18 protein-coding genes and 1 riboswitch are annotated in these 17,460 nt (G+C 42.0%); of the genes, 1 reads left to right on the forward strand and 17 read right to left on the reverse strand.

The features are described from left to right. Window positions 1–7: 7 nt before the first annotated feature. The 14 genes from sufC to AB685_RS07270 form a co-directional block, all read right to left on the reverse strand. A complete protein-coding gene (gene sufC / locus AB685_RS07205; RefSeq protein ID WP_047969916.1) occupies window positions 8–790 on the reverse strand; it encodes a Fe-S cluster assembly ATPase SufC in 783 nt (260 codons plus the stop codon). A gap of 500 nt (window positions 791–1,290) precedes the next feature. Then, on the reverse strand, window positions 1,291–1,443 hold the full coding sequence (locus tag AB685_RS31215) for a hypothetical protein (RefSeq protein ID WP_157860703.1): 153 nt from the start codon (window positions 1,441–1,443) through the stop codon (window positions 1,291–1,293). A gap of 334 nt (window positions 1,444–1,777) precedes the next feature. Beyond that, a complete protein-coding gene (locus tag AB685_RS07210) occupies window positions 1,778–2,149 on the reverse strand; it encodes a carboxymuconolactone decarboxylase family protein (protein WP_047969917.1) in 372 nt (123 codons plus the stop codon). A gap of 121 nt (window positions 2,150–2,270) precedes the next feature. Then, complete coding sequence (locus tag AB685_RS07215; RefSeq protein WP_047969918.1) at window positions 2,271–3,104, reverse strand: MetQ/NlpA family ABC transporter substrate-binding protein; 834 nt, start codon at window positions 3,102–3,104, stop codon at window positions 2,271–2,273. A gap of 18 nt (window positions 3,105–3,122) precedes the next feature. After that, window positions 3,123–3,779, reverse strand: coding sequence for a methionine ABC transporter permease (locus AB685_RS07220; RefSeq protein WP_047969919.1), 657 nt, complete (start codon window positions 3,777–3,779; stop codon window positions 3,123–3,125). Continuing rightward, complete coding sequence (locus AB685_RS07225) at window positions 3,772–4,797, reverse strand: methionine ABC transporter ATP-binding protein (RefSeq protein WP_047969920.1); 1,026 nt, start codon at window positions 4,795–4,797, stop codon at window positions 3,772–3,774. The genes AB685_RS07220 and AB685_RS07225 overlap by 8 nt, the downstream gene beginning before the upstream one ends. A 137-nt stretch (window positions 4,798–4,934) precedes the next feature. Further along, window positions 4,935–5,052, reverse strand: a riboswitch (SAM riboswitch). A gap of 107 nt (window positions 5,053–5,159) precedes the next feature. After that, a complete protein-coding gene (locus AB685_RS07235) occupies window positions 5,160–6,044 on the reverse strand; it encodes a diacylglycerol kinase family protein (protein WP_047969922.1) in 885 nt (294 codons plus the stop codon). 70 nt (window positions 6,045–6,114) lie between these two features. After that, complete coding sequence (locus AB685_RS07240; protein WP_047969923.1) at window positions 6,115–6,450, reverse strand: hypothetical protein; 336 nt, start codon at window positions 6,448–6,450, stop codon at window positions 6,115–6,117. A gap of 121 nt (window positions 6,451–6,571) precedes the next feature. Next, window positions 6,572–7,843, reverse strand: coding sequence for an MFS transporter (locus tag AB685_RS07245; RefSeq protein ID WP_047969924.1), 1,272 nt, complete (start codon window positions 7,841–7,843; stop codon window positions 6,572–6,574). Between the two features lie 327 nt (window positions 7,844–8,170). Then, window positions 8,171–8,485: a thioredoxin family protein gene (locus AB685_RS07250; RefSeq protein WP_047969925.1), complete on the reverse strand. Its 315-nt coding sequence runs from the start codon at window positions 8,483–8,485 to the stop codon at window positions 8,171–8,173. Window positions 8,486–8,510: 25 nt separating this feature from the next. After that, window positions 8,511–8,858, reverse strand: a complete 348-nt coding sequence (locus tag AB685_RS07255) for a toprim domain-containing protein (RefSeq protein ID WP_047969926.1) — start codon at window positions 8,856–8,858, stop codon at window positions 8,511–8,513. Between the two features lie 154 nt (window positions 8,859–9,012). Further along, window positions 9,013–9,258: a YusG family protein gene (locus AB685_RS07260; RefSeq protein WP_047969927.1), complete on the reverse strand. Its 246-nt coding sequence runs from the start codon at window positions 9,256–9,258 to the stop codon at window positions 9,013–9,015. A gap of 60 nt (window positions 9,259–9,318) precedes the next feature. Beyond that, on the reverse strand, window positions 9,319–9,702 hold the full coding sequence (gene gcvH, locus AB685_RS07265; protein WP_047969928.1) for a glycine cleavage system protein GcvH: 384 nt from the start codon (window positions 9,700–9,702) through the stop codon (window positions 9,319–9,321). Window positions 9,703–9,780: 78 nt separating this feature from the next. Further along, window positions 9,781–10,137: an arsenate reductase family protein gene (locus AB685_RS07270; protein WP_047969929.1), complete on the reverse strand. Its 357-nt coding sequence runs from the start codon at window positions 10,135–10,137 to the stop codon at window positions 9,781–9,783. 402 nt (window positions 10,138–10,539) lie between these two features. Between AB685_RS07270 and AB685_RS07275 the strand changes: the two genes are divergently transcribed. Then, window positions 10,540–11,241, forward strand: a complete 702-nt coding sequence (locus tag AB685_RS07275) for a Crp/Fnr family transcriptional regulator (protein ID WP_047969930.1) — start codon at window positions 10,540–10,542, stop codon at window positions 11,239–11,241. Between the two features lie 76 nt (window positions 11,242–11,317). Here the strand turns inward: AB685_RS07275 and AB685_RS07280 are convergent, their stop codons facing one another. From AB685_RS07280 to AB685_RS07290, 3 genes are all read right to left on the reverse strand, one after another. Then, window positions 11,318–13,102, reverse strand: a complete 1,785-nt coding sequence (locus tag AB685_RS07280; RefSeq protein WP_047969931.1) for an acyl-CoA dehydrogenase family protein — start codon at window positions 13,100–13,102, stop codon at window positions 11,318–11,320. 280 nt (window positions 13,103–13,382) lie between these two features. Then, entirely contained in the window at window positions 13,383–14,561 is a 1,179-nt protein-coding gene (locus AB685_RS07285; RefSeq protein WP_047969932.1) for an acetyl-CoA C-acetyltransferase, read from the reverse strand. 211 nt (window positions 14,562–14,772) lie between these two features. Beyond that, the gene (locus tag AB685_RS07290; RefSeq protein ID WP_047969933.1) at window positions 14,773–17,157 is read right to left on the reverse strand and encodes a 3-hydroxyacyl-CoA dehydrogenase/enoyl-CoA hydratase family protein; all 2,385 of its coding nucleotides are present in this window, start codon (window positions 17,155–17,157) and stop codon (window positions 14,773–14,775) included. Window positions 17,158–17,460 lie beyond the last annotated feature (303 nt).

Genomic DNA, 17,460 nt, shown 5'->3' on the forward strand with positions numbered 1-17,460 from the left:
TCCTTGCTTACGCTTCTTGACCGACTGTTTCGTCTTCAATACCTAGTTCTTGCTTAATCCAATCATAACCTTCTGCCTCTAGACGTTGCGCTAATTCCTTACCACCGGACTTCACAATGCGACCTTGCATCATTACGTGAACGTGGTCAGGTGTGATGTAGTTTAATAAACGTTGGTAGTGAGTGATGATTAGGCAACCGAAATCGTCGTTGCGCATTTGATTGATTCCGTTAGAAACAACTTTCAATGCATCAATATCAAGACCGGAGTCAATCTCATCTAGAATTGCAATCTTAGGCTCGATCATCATCAATTGAAGAATCTCATTACGTTTCTTTTCTCCACCAGAGAAACCTTCGTTCAGGTAACGCTGTGCCATTGCTTGATCCATTTCCAAAAAGTCCATGTTCTTATCCATTTTACGGATGAACTTCATTAGAGAGATTTCGTCTCCCTCTTCACGACGAGCGTTGATAGCAGAACGCAAGAAGTCTGCGTTTGTTACACCACTGATCTCACTCGGATATTGCATAGCAAGGAACAAGCCTACTTGCGCACGCTCATCCACTTCCATTTCAAGAACATCTTCACCGTCAAACGTGATGCTTCCGCTTGTTACTTCATATTTCGGGTGACCCATGATTGCAGAAGAAAGCGTTGACTTTCCTGTTCCGTTAGGACCCATGATTGCGTGAATCTCTCCGCCCTTTACTTCAAGATTTACACCCTTTAGAATCTCTTTATCATTAATGGATACATGTAAATCTTTAATCGTTAACGTTGAACCCATAACTGTTACCTCCAATGTTCTTGTGTTCCTATATGAAAACACATTGTTGTTTTAATTCTCATTTTATTCTCATTACAATCTTATAACAAATAGAAAGTGATAGCAACCTTTTCCGCCTTGTGTAAGATACCCTCAAATTATAACGAATATTAGGGGGGAAAGTCGAATTTTCGGGAGATATTTTTAAATAGTATTCATTGGTTTGAGGTCCCATTTAACTCCCTGTTGATTTCCGTTCCGGTTATTCGCTTTCCGCGGGGCGGTGCTTGAGCCTCCTCGCTTCGCTGTGGGGTCTCAAGTCTACCGCTACCTCCGGCTGGAGTCTCATAACCTGCACTTCAATCGACACGGGCTGCCACTTACAACCCGTAAAGACAGGTGATAACTAAACCAAAAATAACAAAAAGGGTCTGCGTCATTCTCAGTTTACAGAGAATGACACTAACCCTTTTTCTTCTTATTAATATATGGACAACCCTACAACATAATGCTGTAAGATCTTATGGTCGGTAATTACGGTCTATTTCTTCAACAATCTCCAAGCTTTTCTGGTAATCTTTTTCCCGTTTCTTCTCCACTTCCAACAGTTTTGAAAGTTTATTGGAATACTCCTCATAACCAAAACCGTATGCTTGATACATTGCCTTCTCCATTTCTCCTGTGTACTTTACATGTACCTGATGGATAATAAACCATTCCCTTCCTATTTATAAGTGTTTATTTTTTCGTACCAGTTTTTCTGATACCCTTAAAGTATTTGTAATAAACACATATGTAATCATAACAGGAGTGGTTATATTATCCAAACGACGTAAAGTGTGATTAGTCGGGATGTTGGTGGTTGTGGAGGCATTAGGGGAGTTGGCTGATAGGAGGCTTAGTATTTCTCGGTATTACTAAGGCGTTCTGGTTGTCCTGTTTTAAATCATCAAATTTTTTCTCTACTAAATATAAAAAAGTCCAACCCTCAGGTCAGACTCCCAAAAATCAATGCTTCAATTCGTTAAAATCACTAATACACGATTGCACCAATGTCACGGATTGGCTCATTGCCGCTCCGCCACCAAATGCTGCCGTCACCCCGCACACTTCCAGGATTTCCTGTTCTGTAGCTCCCTGATCCAAACAACCTTTTGTGTGGTACACGATGCAATACTCATCCTGTGAATACACACTTACACCAAGTGCGATCAATTGCTTCTGCTTTTTATCGAGAACTCCTTCTTTAAAGCATGCTTCTGTGAACTCGTTATAGTGATGTGCAAGCTCTGGCATCTTTTCAGTGAATACACCAAGCCCTGCTTTATAATCATGTATTGCTGCTTCTGCATAATTTTTCGGCTCGTAATGTTGTTCCATTGAAGACAACTCCCATCCTTATTTTTCACAAGGTTAGTATTTGTTTAGGGGGGAGGTAAGTATTCAACTATTACAAAAAAAACAACCCCGCACCATAAATAGTACGGGGTACCTTAAATCCTTACTCCTCATCAGCAGATTTTGCCGGAAGTACGGATCCTTTGTATTTCTCTTCAATGAATGCTTTGATCTCGTCAGATTGAAGCACTTCAACCAATGCTTTAATCTGTTCGTTATCTTTGTCTTCCTCGCGGACAACAATCAGGTTAACATATGGGTTGTCCTCTTTGGATTCAAGAGCAATCGCTTCTTCTTCTGGATTGATTTCCGCCCCTAATGCATAGTTACCATTAATGAGTACTGCATCACCGTCGCCATTCAAGTAAGCTTGTGGTAAGAAAGCCGCGTCAAATTGCGTGTTGAATTCCAAGTTTTTCGGATTGTCTTCAATATCATCAATAGATGCGGATGTAGCTTCCATGCCTTCTTTTAATGTGATAAGTCCTTTTTCTTCAAGCATCGCAAGAATACGTCCATGATCGGCAACTGAATTGCTCATCAGGATTTCCCCACCTTCAGGAAGTTCTTCCAGGCTGTCATATTCCTGGGAATATACTCCAATCGGCTCAATGTGAACGCCACCTGCACTTACAAATTCGTAATCATTTTCTTCAATTTGAGTTTTCAGGTACGGCTCATGCTGGAAAAAGTTTGCGTCAATATCTTTATCACGCAATGCCTGATTCGGAATAATGTAATCTGTATAAGTCTGAATATCCAATTCAATACCTTTTTCCTCTAAAATTGATTTTGCTTCTTCTAGAATTTCAGCATGAGGGACGTTGGAAGCTCCAATTACCAGTTTCCCTTCCTCGATTCCCTTTTCTCCTCCGCCACATGCGGCAAGCAATACTGTCAATAACGAAATTACTACAAGACTTAATACTCTTTTCATCAATAAACCCCCGCTTTCTTATCGTTTGTCTAGTTTGTTGGTTACTAAATCTCCAATAAATTGGATGATAAATACAATGATTAAAATAATGACTGTACATACAAGCGTTACTTCCCAGTTGTTACGTTGGAAACCATCAAGAAATGCCAGATTACCTAATCCACCGGCACCAATGATTCCCGCCATTGCGGTGTAACTTACAATGGCAATTGCAGTTACGGTAATACCGGAAACCAATGCTGGGATCGATTCCGGAATGAGCACCTTCCAGATGATTTCTGAAGTTTTTGCCCCCATGGAACGGGCTGCTTCTATAACACCTTTGTCAATTTCACGCAGTGCTATTTCCACCATACGAGCGTAAAATGGTGCAGCTCCAATAATTAATGCTGGTAGTGCAGCATTAGCACCGATTATGGTATCCATGATGAATCTTGTAAATGGAATAAGTAAAAATATTAATATGACAAAAGGGATGGATCGGAAAATATTTACGAATGCGGCCACAATTCCATTAATAAGACGGCTCTCCCAGATGTTTCCCTTCGCTGTCAGGAACAATAGCAGTCCTAAAATGATTCCTAAAATGAAAGTGGCGACAACGGATATGCTGCTCATATAAAGGGTTTCTAAAGTAGCATCCCACATTTTGTCCCAATTAACTCTCTCAAGCATGTGTCATCACCTCCAAATCCACTTGCTGCTCACGGATAAACGCCAATGCCTGCTGAACCTCGGCGTCATCTCCATCAAGATGGACAAAGAGTGAACCATATGCGCCATTCTGCGTTTGTGAGATCTTTCCTTGAAGGATGTTGACATCGATAGGAAACTTTCGTATCAAGTTCGTGATCAATGGTTGTTCAGCAGATGTCCCTACAAAGGTCAACTGAACCACTTTTCCTTTCGGGTACTCTGTTAATAGATGTTCTACCGTCTCCTGCGTATCTTCCGGTTCTGTCACCTGCTTAACGAAGCGTTTCGTTATCGGCTGTTCAGGTTTCCGGAAAACATTAAGTACATCTCCCTGTTCTACAACCTTGCCATTCTCCATCACCGCTACACGGTGACAGATTTTACGGATGACATGCATTTCATGCGTAATCAGTACAATGGTCAGGGATAATCGCTTATTGATATCCACCAACAGGTCGAGAATCGAATCTGTTGTCTGTGGATCCAAAGCTGAGGTCGCTTCATCACATAAAAGAACTTTAGGGTTGTTGGCGAGCGCTCTTGCAATTCCCACCCTTTGCTTTTGTCCTCCACTCAACTGGGATGGATAGGAATCTCCTCTTCCATCAAGACCAACCAACTTGATAAGTTCTTCTACCCGCTTGTTGCGTTCTGCTCTCCCTATACCGGCAATTTCAAGTGGAAATGCTATATTTTCTTTAACCGTTCTGGACCACAGCAGATTGAAGTGCTGAAAGATCATACTGATTTCCTGGCGTGCTTCTCTAAGCTCCCTGCCTTTAACCTTCGCTAGGTTTTTCCCTGCTACATCCACTACCCCGTCTGTTGGAGTTTCCAATCCGTTTAGCATGCGGATCAGGGTACTTTTGCCTGCCCCACTGTATCCGATAACACCGAATATTTCCCCTTTGTTGATGGATAGATCTATGTTATCAACAGCTGTAACCGGACCATTTTTCGTTTTAAATACCTTTTTTACACCTTGAAGTGAAATCATGCTTGCACCTACCTTCTTACAATTCCTTGTCTTAGCTTACCCAATTGGGTTTAATCAAACGTTTGTTTAAACACCCGGAAAATAAAAAATCCCTTCCGCAACAATGAGCAGAAAGGATTAAATGTAAAGAGTCCTTTCTCTCATCTATCAAAGCAAATACCTTTGCTTTGTGTGAATTGGCACCAATTTCAACAATTGCTTGTTGACGGTTGCCGGGTATCATAGGGCACGTCCCTCCACCTCTCTCGATAAGAGATAAACATATATAGTTATAATTAAGTATTTGGGCAATTCGAATTAACGAGTGTTATCGTATCACGGTGATAAATAGCCTGTCAATCAAAAACTTTTTATGAATCTATTTACAAAATCTTCAGGATTTTCTCCTGTACACTGAACTCGGCTTTTCCATTTTCAACGATTTCTCCATCGCATTGCATAATTAAAGGAGAATTCGGCTTGACCTGTATGGAGCTTCCTCTAAGCATCTTCACATTTCGATGCTTAATATGCCTTCCTTTAAAGGCTAATGGAAAAACAAATAATAGTTCCCATCTTCCGATTCCCGAAACCACACAAACATCCAGTTGGCCGTCATCAGCTTTTGCATCCGGACATATCATGATCCCCCCGCCATAGTACGGCAGGTTGGCCACTGCTATCAGCCAGACATCGATAAATTCATGTGTCTTTCCATCCACCAAAACAGTAACCTTTGACGGTTGATAAGTAAATAGTACTTTAAAGATATTCAACACATAGGACAATCCGCCAAGTCCCATTATATTCATAAAGCGCTTAGACTTTGACTGGTTGGTAACTTGGGCAACCCTCCCATCAAATCCGAGTCCCGCAATGGAAATGTAATACTCCTCCCCTACCTTAGGAACATCGATGAGTTGTACTTCTCCTTTGAGGATACGCTCCAAAGCACCTTCAGCGTCAAAAGGGACTCTCAGACTTCTTGCCAGGTCATTACCAGAACCGGCAGGAATAACTCCGAGAGTCACCTCTTTAGCGATCAGTCTATTCACAACTTCATGAATGGTTCCATCTCCGCCTACTACTACCACAGCATTTACGTTATGCTCATCTATATCTCCAATCAATTCACCGGCGTGACCTGCATGTTCAGTGAAAGAAACATTGTAGGACACCTTCCTGTTCTTCAACAGTTTTTCCGTAGTTTCCCAAACACGCATTCCTTTTCCGTTACCGGCCATCTTATTGACAATAAAATAATACACTTCCTACACCGCCTATAAATCTTCTCTATTTCTATCTTTACTTTATTCGTTACAGGCGTGCACAATTCCTTTATGATACTTCTTTTCTTTCCGACCGGTTCACTAAGGTAAACAGCGAATCCAGCAGTAGGTAATGCCTGAAAGATCCTTTGAATGACAGCCCTTTAAGGTCCCTCATCTTCGTTCCTTTCAATAGTTCCATTATTTCTTCTGTAGACCCCTCAATCACTATATCCACCATCTTTGCTTCTTCCTCGACCTGCAGATCACTTTTACAAAGCGAAAAGATCGTCTTTTCTCCATAAGCGACCAAGCAACAGCGCAGACTGTAGTAAGGTAAGATCTCCATCACATGCAATTTCTTCTTTGCTTTTGCGATAAACAATTCCAAGCTTTCTTTTACCATACATACCCGCCCCCTTTGCCTAAATAATTCCGTTTCAGCTAATTAAATCCCTGCAAAACGAAAAGAACAATTACCGCGCATTTGCGATAACTGTTCTTCATTTCCCAAGAAATATGTCAGACTATGATGTCTTTACCAAAGTCTTTTGATAGGTTGCCGTCGATTTTTCTCTAAACATCAAATAAAAGAAAAAGGAGCTTGTCAGATAAAGCACTGCGGTAATGGAGAAAACAATCGAATATCCCCAATATTCCCCATACAAAAGCACAATGGTCATGGACACCGGACCCATGCTTGCCCAACCGAGCGAGAATACCATCTGATTTATCGAATTGGCAAAACCCTTTAACGAATTATCCACTTTTTCCATCATCATTGATGAAATAATCGGGTTTGCGGCATTCATTAAAGCCTGCCTGAATAGAAAGCCAAGTGCAGCTAACCAGAAAATTTGGGTGAAGGCCGTTAAAAGCATGAAGGGTAAGGAGAGAAGTTGCAGAATTACTACCGCCCTCATTTCCCCTACTCTCCGGACAACCGCCGGCCCGATGATCATGGCTACAGCAGTCACGGCCTGACCTAATGAGAGGACTATTCCAATCGTTGAATTGGAGGTCCCAAACCGGTCTGCAAAGTACATATTCAAATATGGAATAACCAATCCTGAACCAAACCCTATCAATATGGACGCAAAGGAAAAGGCGAAGATCAACTTCCATTGTCCTTTAGGAATGGATGATTTGAAGCTTTTTATAGAAAATGCCATGTTCTCTTGCTTACGTTGAACTTCAGTTGTTTTAAGCAAAGGAAAGACCCCGAACATGAATATGACGCTTCCGATTAGAAGGGTCAACCTAATGCTCCATACTGGGCTAAGACCAGCTATATGTAAAAACAGATCAGTCAACGTTCCGCCAAGAAGATTTCCCACCACATTCGCACACATCATGACAGCAAAATGGTAGCTGAACAACTTTACCCGCTGCTCTTTTGTAGAGCTTTCCGCAAGCCAAGGTACTACTGTCACCTGAATGAAAGCCATCGCAATCCCTGCAATAAATGCGCTAACTAAAAGTAGCGATTCAAGTTCAAAAATACTTCTCAAGAACATAAATATCCCACTGAAAAACACACCAAAAATCATCATTTTCCTGCGGCCAATTTTATCGCTCAATATTCCTGCAGGTATCAAAATGATAGCTGCAGCCAGAGATGACATGGCAATTACATTTCCATTCACCGTTTCCGCAAAACCAAGTTCTCTTATATAAAAATTATAGACAATCATAAATATTCCCAGCCCGATCTGGGTTAGGATATTTACGATAAACAATTGCTGAATGTTGTGGTTATAACGTCTGAATGATTGAAGCCAGTTTGCATTTTTCAATATGTAAGTGCCCCTTGTCCGTTTATATATTTCGCATCCCTAAACAAATTTACTCCTTTTTCTGAAAAATGGCAATAGGTGAAAATGTCGAATTAATAAAAAGCTCACTATAAATTGTGGCGCAGTTTGTATAAACGTCTGAATGCAATAACTTTGTTGATTGGAGTGGAAGGCGCGCAGACTCCTACGGGAGGAAGGGACAAGGGAGACCCCGCAACGAAGTGAGGAGGCTCCCGGACCGCCCGTGGAAAGCGAAGCGCCTGTAACGGAAATCAACAGCTTATCCAATCCAAAAATAAAAAACACCACAAAATGGTGTTTTCTACTTATTTACTTCCCGTCATATTGCTTTACAAGTCCATAAAGATAGTCCACAGAACGGAAGGCATATATTTTTTTCAAGATTTCGCCATTTTTGAAAATCATCAAACAAGGGACACTCTCGATTTCCCATTTCATAGCTAGATCCTGTATATAGTTTACATCCAACATTCCAAACGTAAACTGTGGGAAAAGCTCCTTTGTCACATCCATCATCCGCTTTGCAACCTGGCATGTCCCGCACATAGGAGTATAAAAATAGACCACAGTCAGTTGATTTTCATTAATTTCTTGTATTAGTTCATTTTTCGTCCAATCCTTCATTTCCTCATCCTCAATACAATCTTTATTACAAAAACTGTGCATGAATATCTATATTTGCACTTAAAAGCACAGTTGCTATATGGTGATGTGGCGCAGAGGCCACTTCGCGATACATTTTATCAATATAAAGATGATCTGCTTCAGGGAATTCCCGTTTGAAAAGCTTTCTGAGCTTTTCGCCGGAACTATCCGCATCCACTAAAATGTATACCTCTTTATCCAAAATATCTTCCATCAGTTCATCCAGTTTGGTAGCACTGATGGTACCATTTGTACATATAATATGAACCGGTTCGTTGATTACTTCCAGAATGCGCTTTTTATCGGATTTCCCCTCAACAATGATAATTTTTTCCTCATTTATAAAATCCATAGCCATCACCTGTTCTAAAAAAATGTATAAAGATATAATGCTTTATACTATAACTATTCGGAATAACGGTAATGTACACATATAATTAGAAAATAGGGCTTTGTAAGATAAGAAAAAGGGCCGGAACTAATAAAAGTCCCAACCCCACCGATGGCTAACACCATCCATTTTCGTAGTCGCAATCTACATATTTCGCATCTTTTTCAGAAGGCACTTGAACCTGTTGGAAGATCTTGCTTCCTTCCTGTTCATAACCATTTCTCAACCTGTACTGGTTGCCTTGTTCTGTAAACGTCACCTGACCGATGGATTCATGCTCTACATAAAGCTCAAAGCCTTGATCCGTCAATTTACCGTTTACCCGGTCGGTAATATCCAACCTTTTGTTATCCAAAGTCATCTAAGGTCACCTTCTTTAGTTAAATGTCAACTAAGATTAGGTTGCCCCCCGAGATGATAATTAGTCTTCTTTTGTCATTTCCTCATATTGCTCAGCAGTCATTAATTTGTCTACTTCACCAGCATCTGCAGGTTCCACCACAATCATCCAAGCTTTCTCGTATGGAGATTCGTTAACATACTCAGGGCTGTCATTTAAGTCTTCATTAACTTCCACAACTTTACCGCTGATCGGAGCGTAAAGTTCAGATACCGTTTTAACGGATTCTACACTTCCGAAAGGCTCATCTGCAGAGATGTCATCCCCAACTTCAGGAAGCTCAACAAACACGATATCTCCAAGCTCGGATTGCGCAAAGTGTGTAATCCCAACTCGTACTTTTTCTCCTTCAACTTTTACCCATTCATGCTCTTCGGAATAACGTAAATCTTTAGGTGTGCTCATCAATAATTCCCTCCATCAAACTAGTTTATTTTCAGCTCTTTCCATTAGACTCAAGTCCTTTGAATATGAGAGGCTGTCCTATCTCCAGGTTTCTTCAAACTGCTTTTCGTTAAATCCTACTGTTACTTTGTTGCCGTCCGTTGTAATGGGGCGCTTGATCAGCATGCCATCTGTTGCGAGAATATCAAGCAACTCTTCTTCGGTGGCTGTTTTTACTTTATCCTTCAATCCAAGTTCACGATATTTCATTCCACTTGTGTTAAAGAATTTTTTCAGTTCGAGGCCGCTTTTCTTATAAAGCTCCTCCAATTTCTCACGTGATGGTGGATTTTCGACAATATGTACTTCTTCTACTGTTACACCATTCGCTTCCAGCCACTTTTTAGCATTTCGGCATGTGCCACATTTAGGATACCAATAAAATGTTACTGCCATAACCTTTTGCACCACCTTACAATACATGATTTTACTCATATATTGTAGCATATCAGGAAGCTTGCGCCTAATTTTCAACACGCTATCTTTCTAAGCTCTTTTCAGCAAGTTTGGTGCAATTAGCAAGTAAAAAGTCGGAATTTGGACTTTTTACTGTTATCCTGCATGAAAAAAAGCGTGCAACTTTCCATGTGCAGCCAAGAAAAGAGCCCGATAGTAACCAATATATCGATTGACCTTAAAATACGATAAGACAACAAAGTGTAAGACTACCTTTTCTATTATTCGACGTATTTCTTTTTTTTCCTTTCTTACTTGCAACAATTTCTGCATGACATAGATTTTGGCCGATTTTAGCGTTATTATAAAAAGTAATAGCGCTGAATTGGGAACGGTGAAAGGATGAGCCCTATGACGGAAAAATTATCAAAAGAATTAAAAGAGTTTTTGTTTACTTCTTTTGAAAAGAAATTGGCTGTCAAAAAGGGAGCTTTTTTATTTCAGGAGGGTATGGTGGCTTCTGAGATATATCTGGTATTGAGTGGAAGCTTCAAAATAAGCAAGGTGACACCTGATGGTCAGGAGCTTACTTTAAGGCTATGCAGCAAAGATGACCTTATCGGAGAACTGACATTATTTTGCGCAGGGGCAATCTATATGCTTAGTGCTAAAGCGATGGATGATAGAGCTGAAGTGCTGGTTATCTACAAGCATGAATTGGAAAAAAAGCTTGCAGCAAACGGCCAACTCGCCATGGAGTTTATGAAATGGATGAGCCTTCATTTGCGAAAAACACAGACGAAATTCAGGGATCTTGTTCTGAATGGTCGAAAGGGAGCATTGTATTCCACGCTCATTCGTATGTCAAACAGTTATGGTGTCCTAAAGGAAGATGGGATACTCATTAATTTACCTTTAACAAATCAGGAACTTGCAAACTACTGTGGAACTTCTCGTGAAGTAGTCAACCGGATGCTTTCGGAATTAAAACGGAATCGGACTATATCGGTTGATAGAGGTAAGATTACTATTCATGACCTGAATTATTTGAAGTTGGAGATACATTGTGAAAATTGCCCGGATGAGTTGTGTCGGATTGATTAGTGTTTTAGATTTTTCATCGCACACTTTAAAAATAAAACCAGGTCCCCAAATGAATGGGAGCCTGGTTTTTCATTGTTTAGACAGTGTACTTTTGTACATCCAACACTACAGCTGCAATCTCACGTTTCTTTGCAACCACATTAATTGGTGTGTGACGAGTGAACTTACGCAGTGCAGAGATCATCATGCGAAGTGTATCGCCAGTTTCAGCGGCTACCAATGTCTCTTTTGCATCCGCTTCGATTTGGTTAAACGCCTCTTGGCAGAATACTTGAGTGTAAAGGACTTTCAATTTGTTTTTGTCTTCACCAGATTTGGCGATCGCTTTTTCCGTACGAAGTACAGCGGACTCCATTGCGTAAACGTTGCTGATGATGTCAGCGATGTTAACAAGCAATTCCTGTTCTCTTTCCAATGCCTTACCGTATTTTTGAGCTACTAAACCAGTCATAAGTATGGCAATTTTCTTCGCATTTTTCACAAGATATTTCTCCTGCTCCAATACTCCATCGCCCACTTCTTCCGGCATTAGCATCATTAGTTCTTCTTGCAGGCTTTGCGCCTTTTGAATCAACGGAAGCTCACCTTTTAATGCTTTACGCAGGAATGTTCCCGGAACCAACAGACGGTTGATTTCGTTTGTACCTTCGAAGATACGGTTGATACGGGAGTCACGATACATTCTTTCCACTTCATATTCTGCCATAAAGCCATAACCACCATGGATTTGAACTGCTTCATCCACTACATAATCAAGTGTTTCAGAACCGAATACTTTATTCAATGAACATTCGATTGCATATTCAGCAACAGCTTTTGCCACTGCATTAGGATCCTTCTCTTCTTCTTTTGTCAGGCGGCCCATGCTGTCTTCAAAAAGACCGACTGTACGATACACGGAGCTTTCCGTTGCATATGTTTTTGTCGCCATGTTAGCAAGCTTCTCCTGAATAAGAGAGAATTTTGCAATTGGAGTTTTGAACTGTTGACGTTGGTTTGCATACGTTGCTGCAAGCTCAATTCCACGTTTAGATCCACCAACTGTTCCAACAGCCAATTTATATCGTCCGATGTTCAGGATGTTAAATGCGATAACGTGTCCGCGACCGATTTCACCCAGTAGGTTTTCTTTTGGTACCAGTGCATCTTCTAGAATCAGTGTACGTGTGGAAGATCCTTTGATTCCCATCTTCTTTTCTTCCGGTCCAGTGGAAACTCCACCAAATTCGCGTTCTACAATAAATGCGGAGAAATGCTCGCCATCCACTTTTGCATAGACAACGAATACATCAGCAAAGCCAGCGTTTGTAATCCACTGTTTTTCACCATTTAATACATAATGTGTTCCTTCGTCGTTCAGCTTGGCAGTCGTTTTTGCACCAAGTGCATCAGACCCGGATCCTGGCTCTGTTAATGCGTATGCTGCGAGTAATTCTCCGGAAGATAGCTTCGGTAGGTACTTTTGCTTTTGGTCTTCATTACCGAAAAGAACGATAGGAAGAGATCCGATTCCGACGTGTGCACCGTAGGATAAAGAGAATCCACCGGCTCTTGAGAATTTTTCCGTGATCAGGGATGAACTGATTTTATCAAGTCCGAATCCGCCGTATTCTTCTTGTACATCTGCTCCTAATAGGCCTAGTTCTCCCGCTTCTTTGAGAAGTTTTACGGAGATATCGAAGTTGTGGTGCTCGATCTCTTCAAGGTTCGGTACGACTTCGTTTAGTACGAATTCTTCTGTTGTTTTGGCAATCAGTTTGTGTTCGTCTGAGAAGTCCTCTGGTGTGAAGACTTTTTCTGCTGCGATATCGTCAAGTAGAAAACTTCCGCCTTTGATTACATTTTCTAATGTGTTTGACATGTTTATTCCTCCCGTTTGTTTATGGAATTCTTTAAAATTCACTCTCAAAATAATTGTGTACCGGGTTAACTCCCTGTTGATTTCCGCTCCGGGTGCTCGCTTTCCACGGGGCGGTGCTTGAGCCTCCTCACTTCGTTGCGGGGTCTCAAGTCTACCGCTATCTCCCGTAGGAGTCTCACACCCTGCTCTTCAATCAACAGGGGAGAACTGGTTAATCAAAAGTTTTTATTAACATGAATGCATTCTATTTTTAATTGCATTTAAATGCATCGAAATTTATTTAAGCCAGTAGTTCAAATACTCCTGCTGCGCCCATTCCGCCGCCGATACACATGCTGACGATTCCGAACTGTTCGTTTCGGCGTTGCATTTCGTTTAGAAGGGTCAGGGTCAGTTTGGATCCTGTGCATCCAAGTGGGTGTCCAAGGGCGATTGCACCGCCGTTTACGTTCACTTTATCTTCATCTAGTCCTAATTCGCGCATAACTTGGATTGCTTGGGATGCAAATGCTTCGTTTAATTCGAGCAAGCCGATATCGGAAAGTTCCAAGCCAGCAAGTTTAAGTGCTTTAGGGATTGCCACAACCGGGCCGATTCCCATCACTTCTGGTGGAACTCCACCTACTGCAAAGGAACGAAATTTTGCAATCGGTTTTAATCCTAATGCTTCTGCTCTTTCTCTTTCCATTACCAGCACAGATGCAGCTCCGTCACTTGTTTGGGAGGAGTTGCCGGCTGTTACGGAACCTTTGACATTGAATGCAGGACGAAGTTTACTCAATATTTCCATTGTCGTACCGGCTCTTACACCCTCGTCTTGACTGAAAGTGAATGTGGACTCTTGCAACTTGTTGTTAGATCCAACTTTGCGAAGCGTTACATCAACAGGTACGATTTCATCTGCGAATTTCCCCTCTTGAATCGCTCTTGCTGCACGTTCATGACTGCGAACGGCAAAAGCATCCTGGTCTTCACGGCTTACACCATATTTTGTTGCAACCTGTTCTGCTGTGTGACCCATTCCCATGTAGTACTCCGGTGCAGAATCCACTAGTCTTGCATTCGGACGGACTGTGTGACCCACCATTGGTACCATACTCATCGACTCTGCTCCACCCGCGATGATGGATTCAGAATGCCCAAGCATGATTCGTTCTGCCGCGTAGGCGATAGTTTGCAGGCCCGATGAACAGTATCTATTGATTGTGATGGCCGGAACGCTGGAAGGAAGTCCTGCCAAACCACCGATATTTCTGGCCATATTCAGGCCTTGCTCGGCTTCCGGCATTGCACATCCAAATATCAGATCATCGATTGGACCATCGTAATTGCCCGCTCTTCTTAATGTTTCTTTTACTACTAATGCACCTAGATCATCTGGTCGAACTGTAGCTAGTGAACCTTTTCTTGATCTTCCGACTGGTGTTCTAGCACCAGCAACTATAACAGCTTCTTTCAAATTGCTCCCCTCGCTTTTCTAGTAGTATAGTAGATTATTGGCTATTGCTCTTTAAACCGCTGTTGCTTTCCGCGGGGCGACCTTGAGCCTCCTCACTTCGCTGTGGGGTCCAAGATTGTCGCTATCCCCCCGCTGGAGTCTACGCCATTTGTTCCAATCAACAGCTAGAAATCCTCCTAAATCAATTTCCTTTAACAGAGCCTTTAAATAGTTAGTTACGTAATGGCTTTCCTTTTACAAGCATGTGCTGCATACGTTGTTGGGATTTCGCTTCTCCAACGAGACTCAGGAATGCTTCACGTTCGAGATCCAACAGGTACTGTTCATCCACTTCCATTCCGAACGGTACATTTCCACCTGCGATAACGTGTGCAAGCTTCTTTGCGATTTTCAAGTCGTGCTCGGAAATGAATCCGGAATAGTGCATATTGTGGGCACCGAGCATTAATGTTGCATAGCCTGTTTCACCAACCACTGGAACCTTTTTACGAACAGGTGCGGTGTAGCCTGCATCATAAAGGTTAGTTACCGCTTGCTTCGCATCATGGATCAAGTGGTCGCCGTTGAAGCTGATCTGGTCTTTATTGTTTAACATGTGCAGGTCTCTTGCTTCAGCAGCTGATGTGGAGACTTTGGCAGTCGCGATCTGTTCGAATACTTTGTTCGCAACCTTTTGCAGGTCGTACTCGAGTCCTTGTGGCATGCTGTTCAAGTGCTTGATGTAAAGCTCCTTGTTTCCGCCTCCACCAGGAATAAGTCCTACTCCAACTTCGACAAGACCCATATAGGTTTCACTGGACGCCTGCAATTGGCTTGTCGGTAGGCAGATTTCTGTTCCTCCACCGAGTGTCATGCCAAATGGTGCTGCCACAACAGGCTTGGAGTTGTATTTTATTTTCATCATGGCTTGCTGGAAATGCTTCACAACCATGTCGATTTCAAAATAATTGTCGTCTTGCGCTTCCATCAGGATCATTGCAAGGTTTGCACCTACGCAAAAGTTCTTGCCCTGGTTACCGATGACAAGCCCTTTGTAGTTTTTATCCACTTCCTCCAGTGCGTAATTTACCATCTGGATGATGTCCAAGCCAATCGCGTTATTTGGAGATTGGAATTCAAGAAGTGCTACATCATCACCAAGGTCGATTAAGCTTGCACCTGAGTTTTTTTTGATAATGCCTTTTGTTTCTTTCAGTGTTTTCAAGTGAACTACTTTCGGATTTACCTCTAACGCTTTGTAAGTCCCGTTATCATAGAAGGTAGTTGTTCCACTATCCTTTTTGTAGAAGGAACGATGGCCGTTTGCCAACATTTCATCGACCCATTTCGGAACAAGGATACCGTCTTCCTTCATCTTCATAACGGACTCTTCCAGACCGATGGCATCCCATGTTTCAAACGGTCCTTGATCCCAGCCGAAGCCCCATTTCATTGCCTGGTCGATTGCCACAATATCATCGGCAATTTCACCAAGAAGTTCAGCCGAATAGCTTAATACCGGTGCAAGAATGCTCCATAAAAGATTTCCTGCGCGGTCATCCGCATATACAAGCGCTTTCATTTTGTTGCTGTAGCCCTTAGCCTGTTTACTCATTTCAAGTGCCGGTGTTTTCAGCTTCTTGCGTGCTTCATATTCTAATGTTTCTGGATTTAGTTCTAAGATCTCTTTTCCTTGTTTGAGGAAGAAGCCTTGACCGGATTTGGAGCCCAACCAGCCCTTTTCCTTCATCTTGTTCATAAAGTCAGGAATGCGGAATACTTCCTGCTCCTTGCCTTCCACTTTTTCATAGACGTTGTTGGCAACATGGATGAATGTATCCAGTCCCACCACATCAAGGGTACGGAATGTCGCACTCTTAGGTCTCCCGATTGCAGGACCTGTAACAGAGTCCACTTCACCGACACTGTATCCACCTTCAAGCATTTCATTTACCGTAACAAGTAAGCCATACGTTCCAATGCGGTTTGCGATGAAGTTAGGTGTATCCTTTGCAAGTACAATACCTTTCCCTAGTACATCCTCACCGAATGATTTGATGAAGCTTACGACTTCAGGATTTGTATCTTTTGTCGGAATCACTTCCAGTAGTTTTAAATAACGTGGTGGGTTGAAGAAGTGCGTTCCCAGAAAGTTCTTCTGGAAATCCTCTGAGCGTCCTTCCGCCATCGCTTCAATAGAAATACCGGATGTGTTGGAACTAATGATGCTTCCCTGCTTGCGGTGTGTATCCACCTTTTCAAATAGTTGCTTTTTGATTTCTAAGTTTTCCACGATTACTTCGATTACCCAGTCACAATCCGCAATCTTTTCAATATCGTCTTCCAGGTTGCCAGCTTCAATCAGCGCAAGATTGGATTTAGTTGTCAGTGGAGCCGGCTTTTGTTTTAACAGCTTTTGCAATGCCGAGTTCGTAAATTTATTTCGTACTGCTTTATCAGAGAGTGTTAAGCCCTTTTGTTCTTCTTCACTCGTTAGTTTGTTAGGAACGATATCTAACAAGATTGTAGGAATGCCAACGTTTGCTAAATGTGCCGCAATACCGGATCCCATAACTCCCGAACCGATTACAGCAACCTTTTTAATACTTTGTTTCATTCTTCCTCCCCCTTGATAGTTGGTTTTAAAAGTTGGTGCGTTAACCACCGCTGGTGATTTGCGCACCGGGCTTCGCTTTCCACGGGGCGCATGCGGAGCCTCCTCGGCTTGGCCTGTGGGGTCTCCGCTAAGCGCTTCCTCCCGTAGGAGTCTTCGCCCTATGCTCCAATCACCAGCTAGAAACTGTAAACAATTTTTGAATGAATGCTCATTCATTTTTACCTCAAAAAAATATCACCTTTGCAAGAGTTCCTTTGGTTTAACTATAAAGTATTTTGAAAATTTTCGCAATAAATAAATAAG

This window comes from Bacillus sp. LL01, assembly GCF_001037965.1.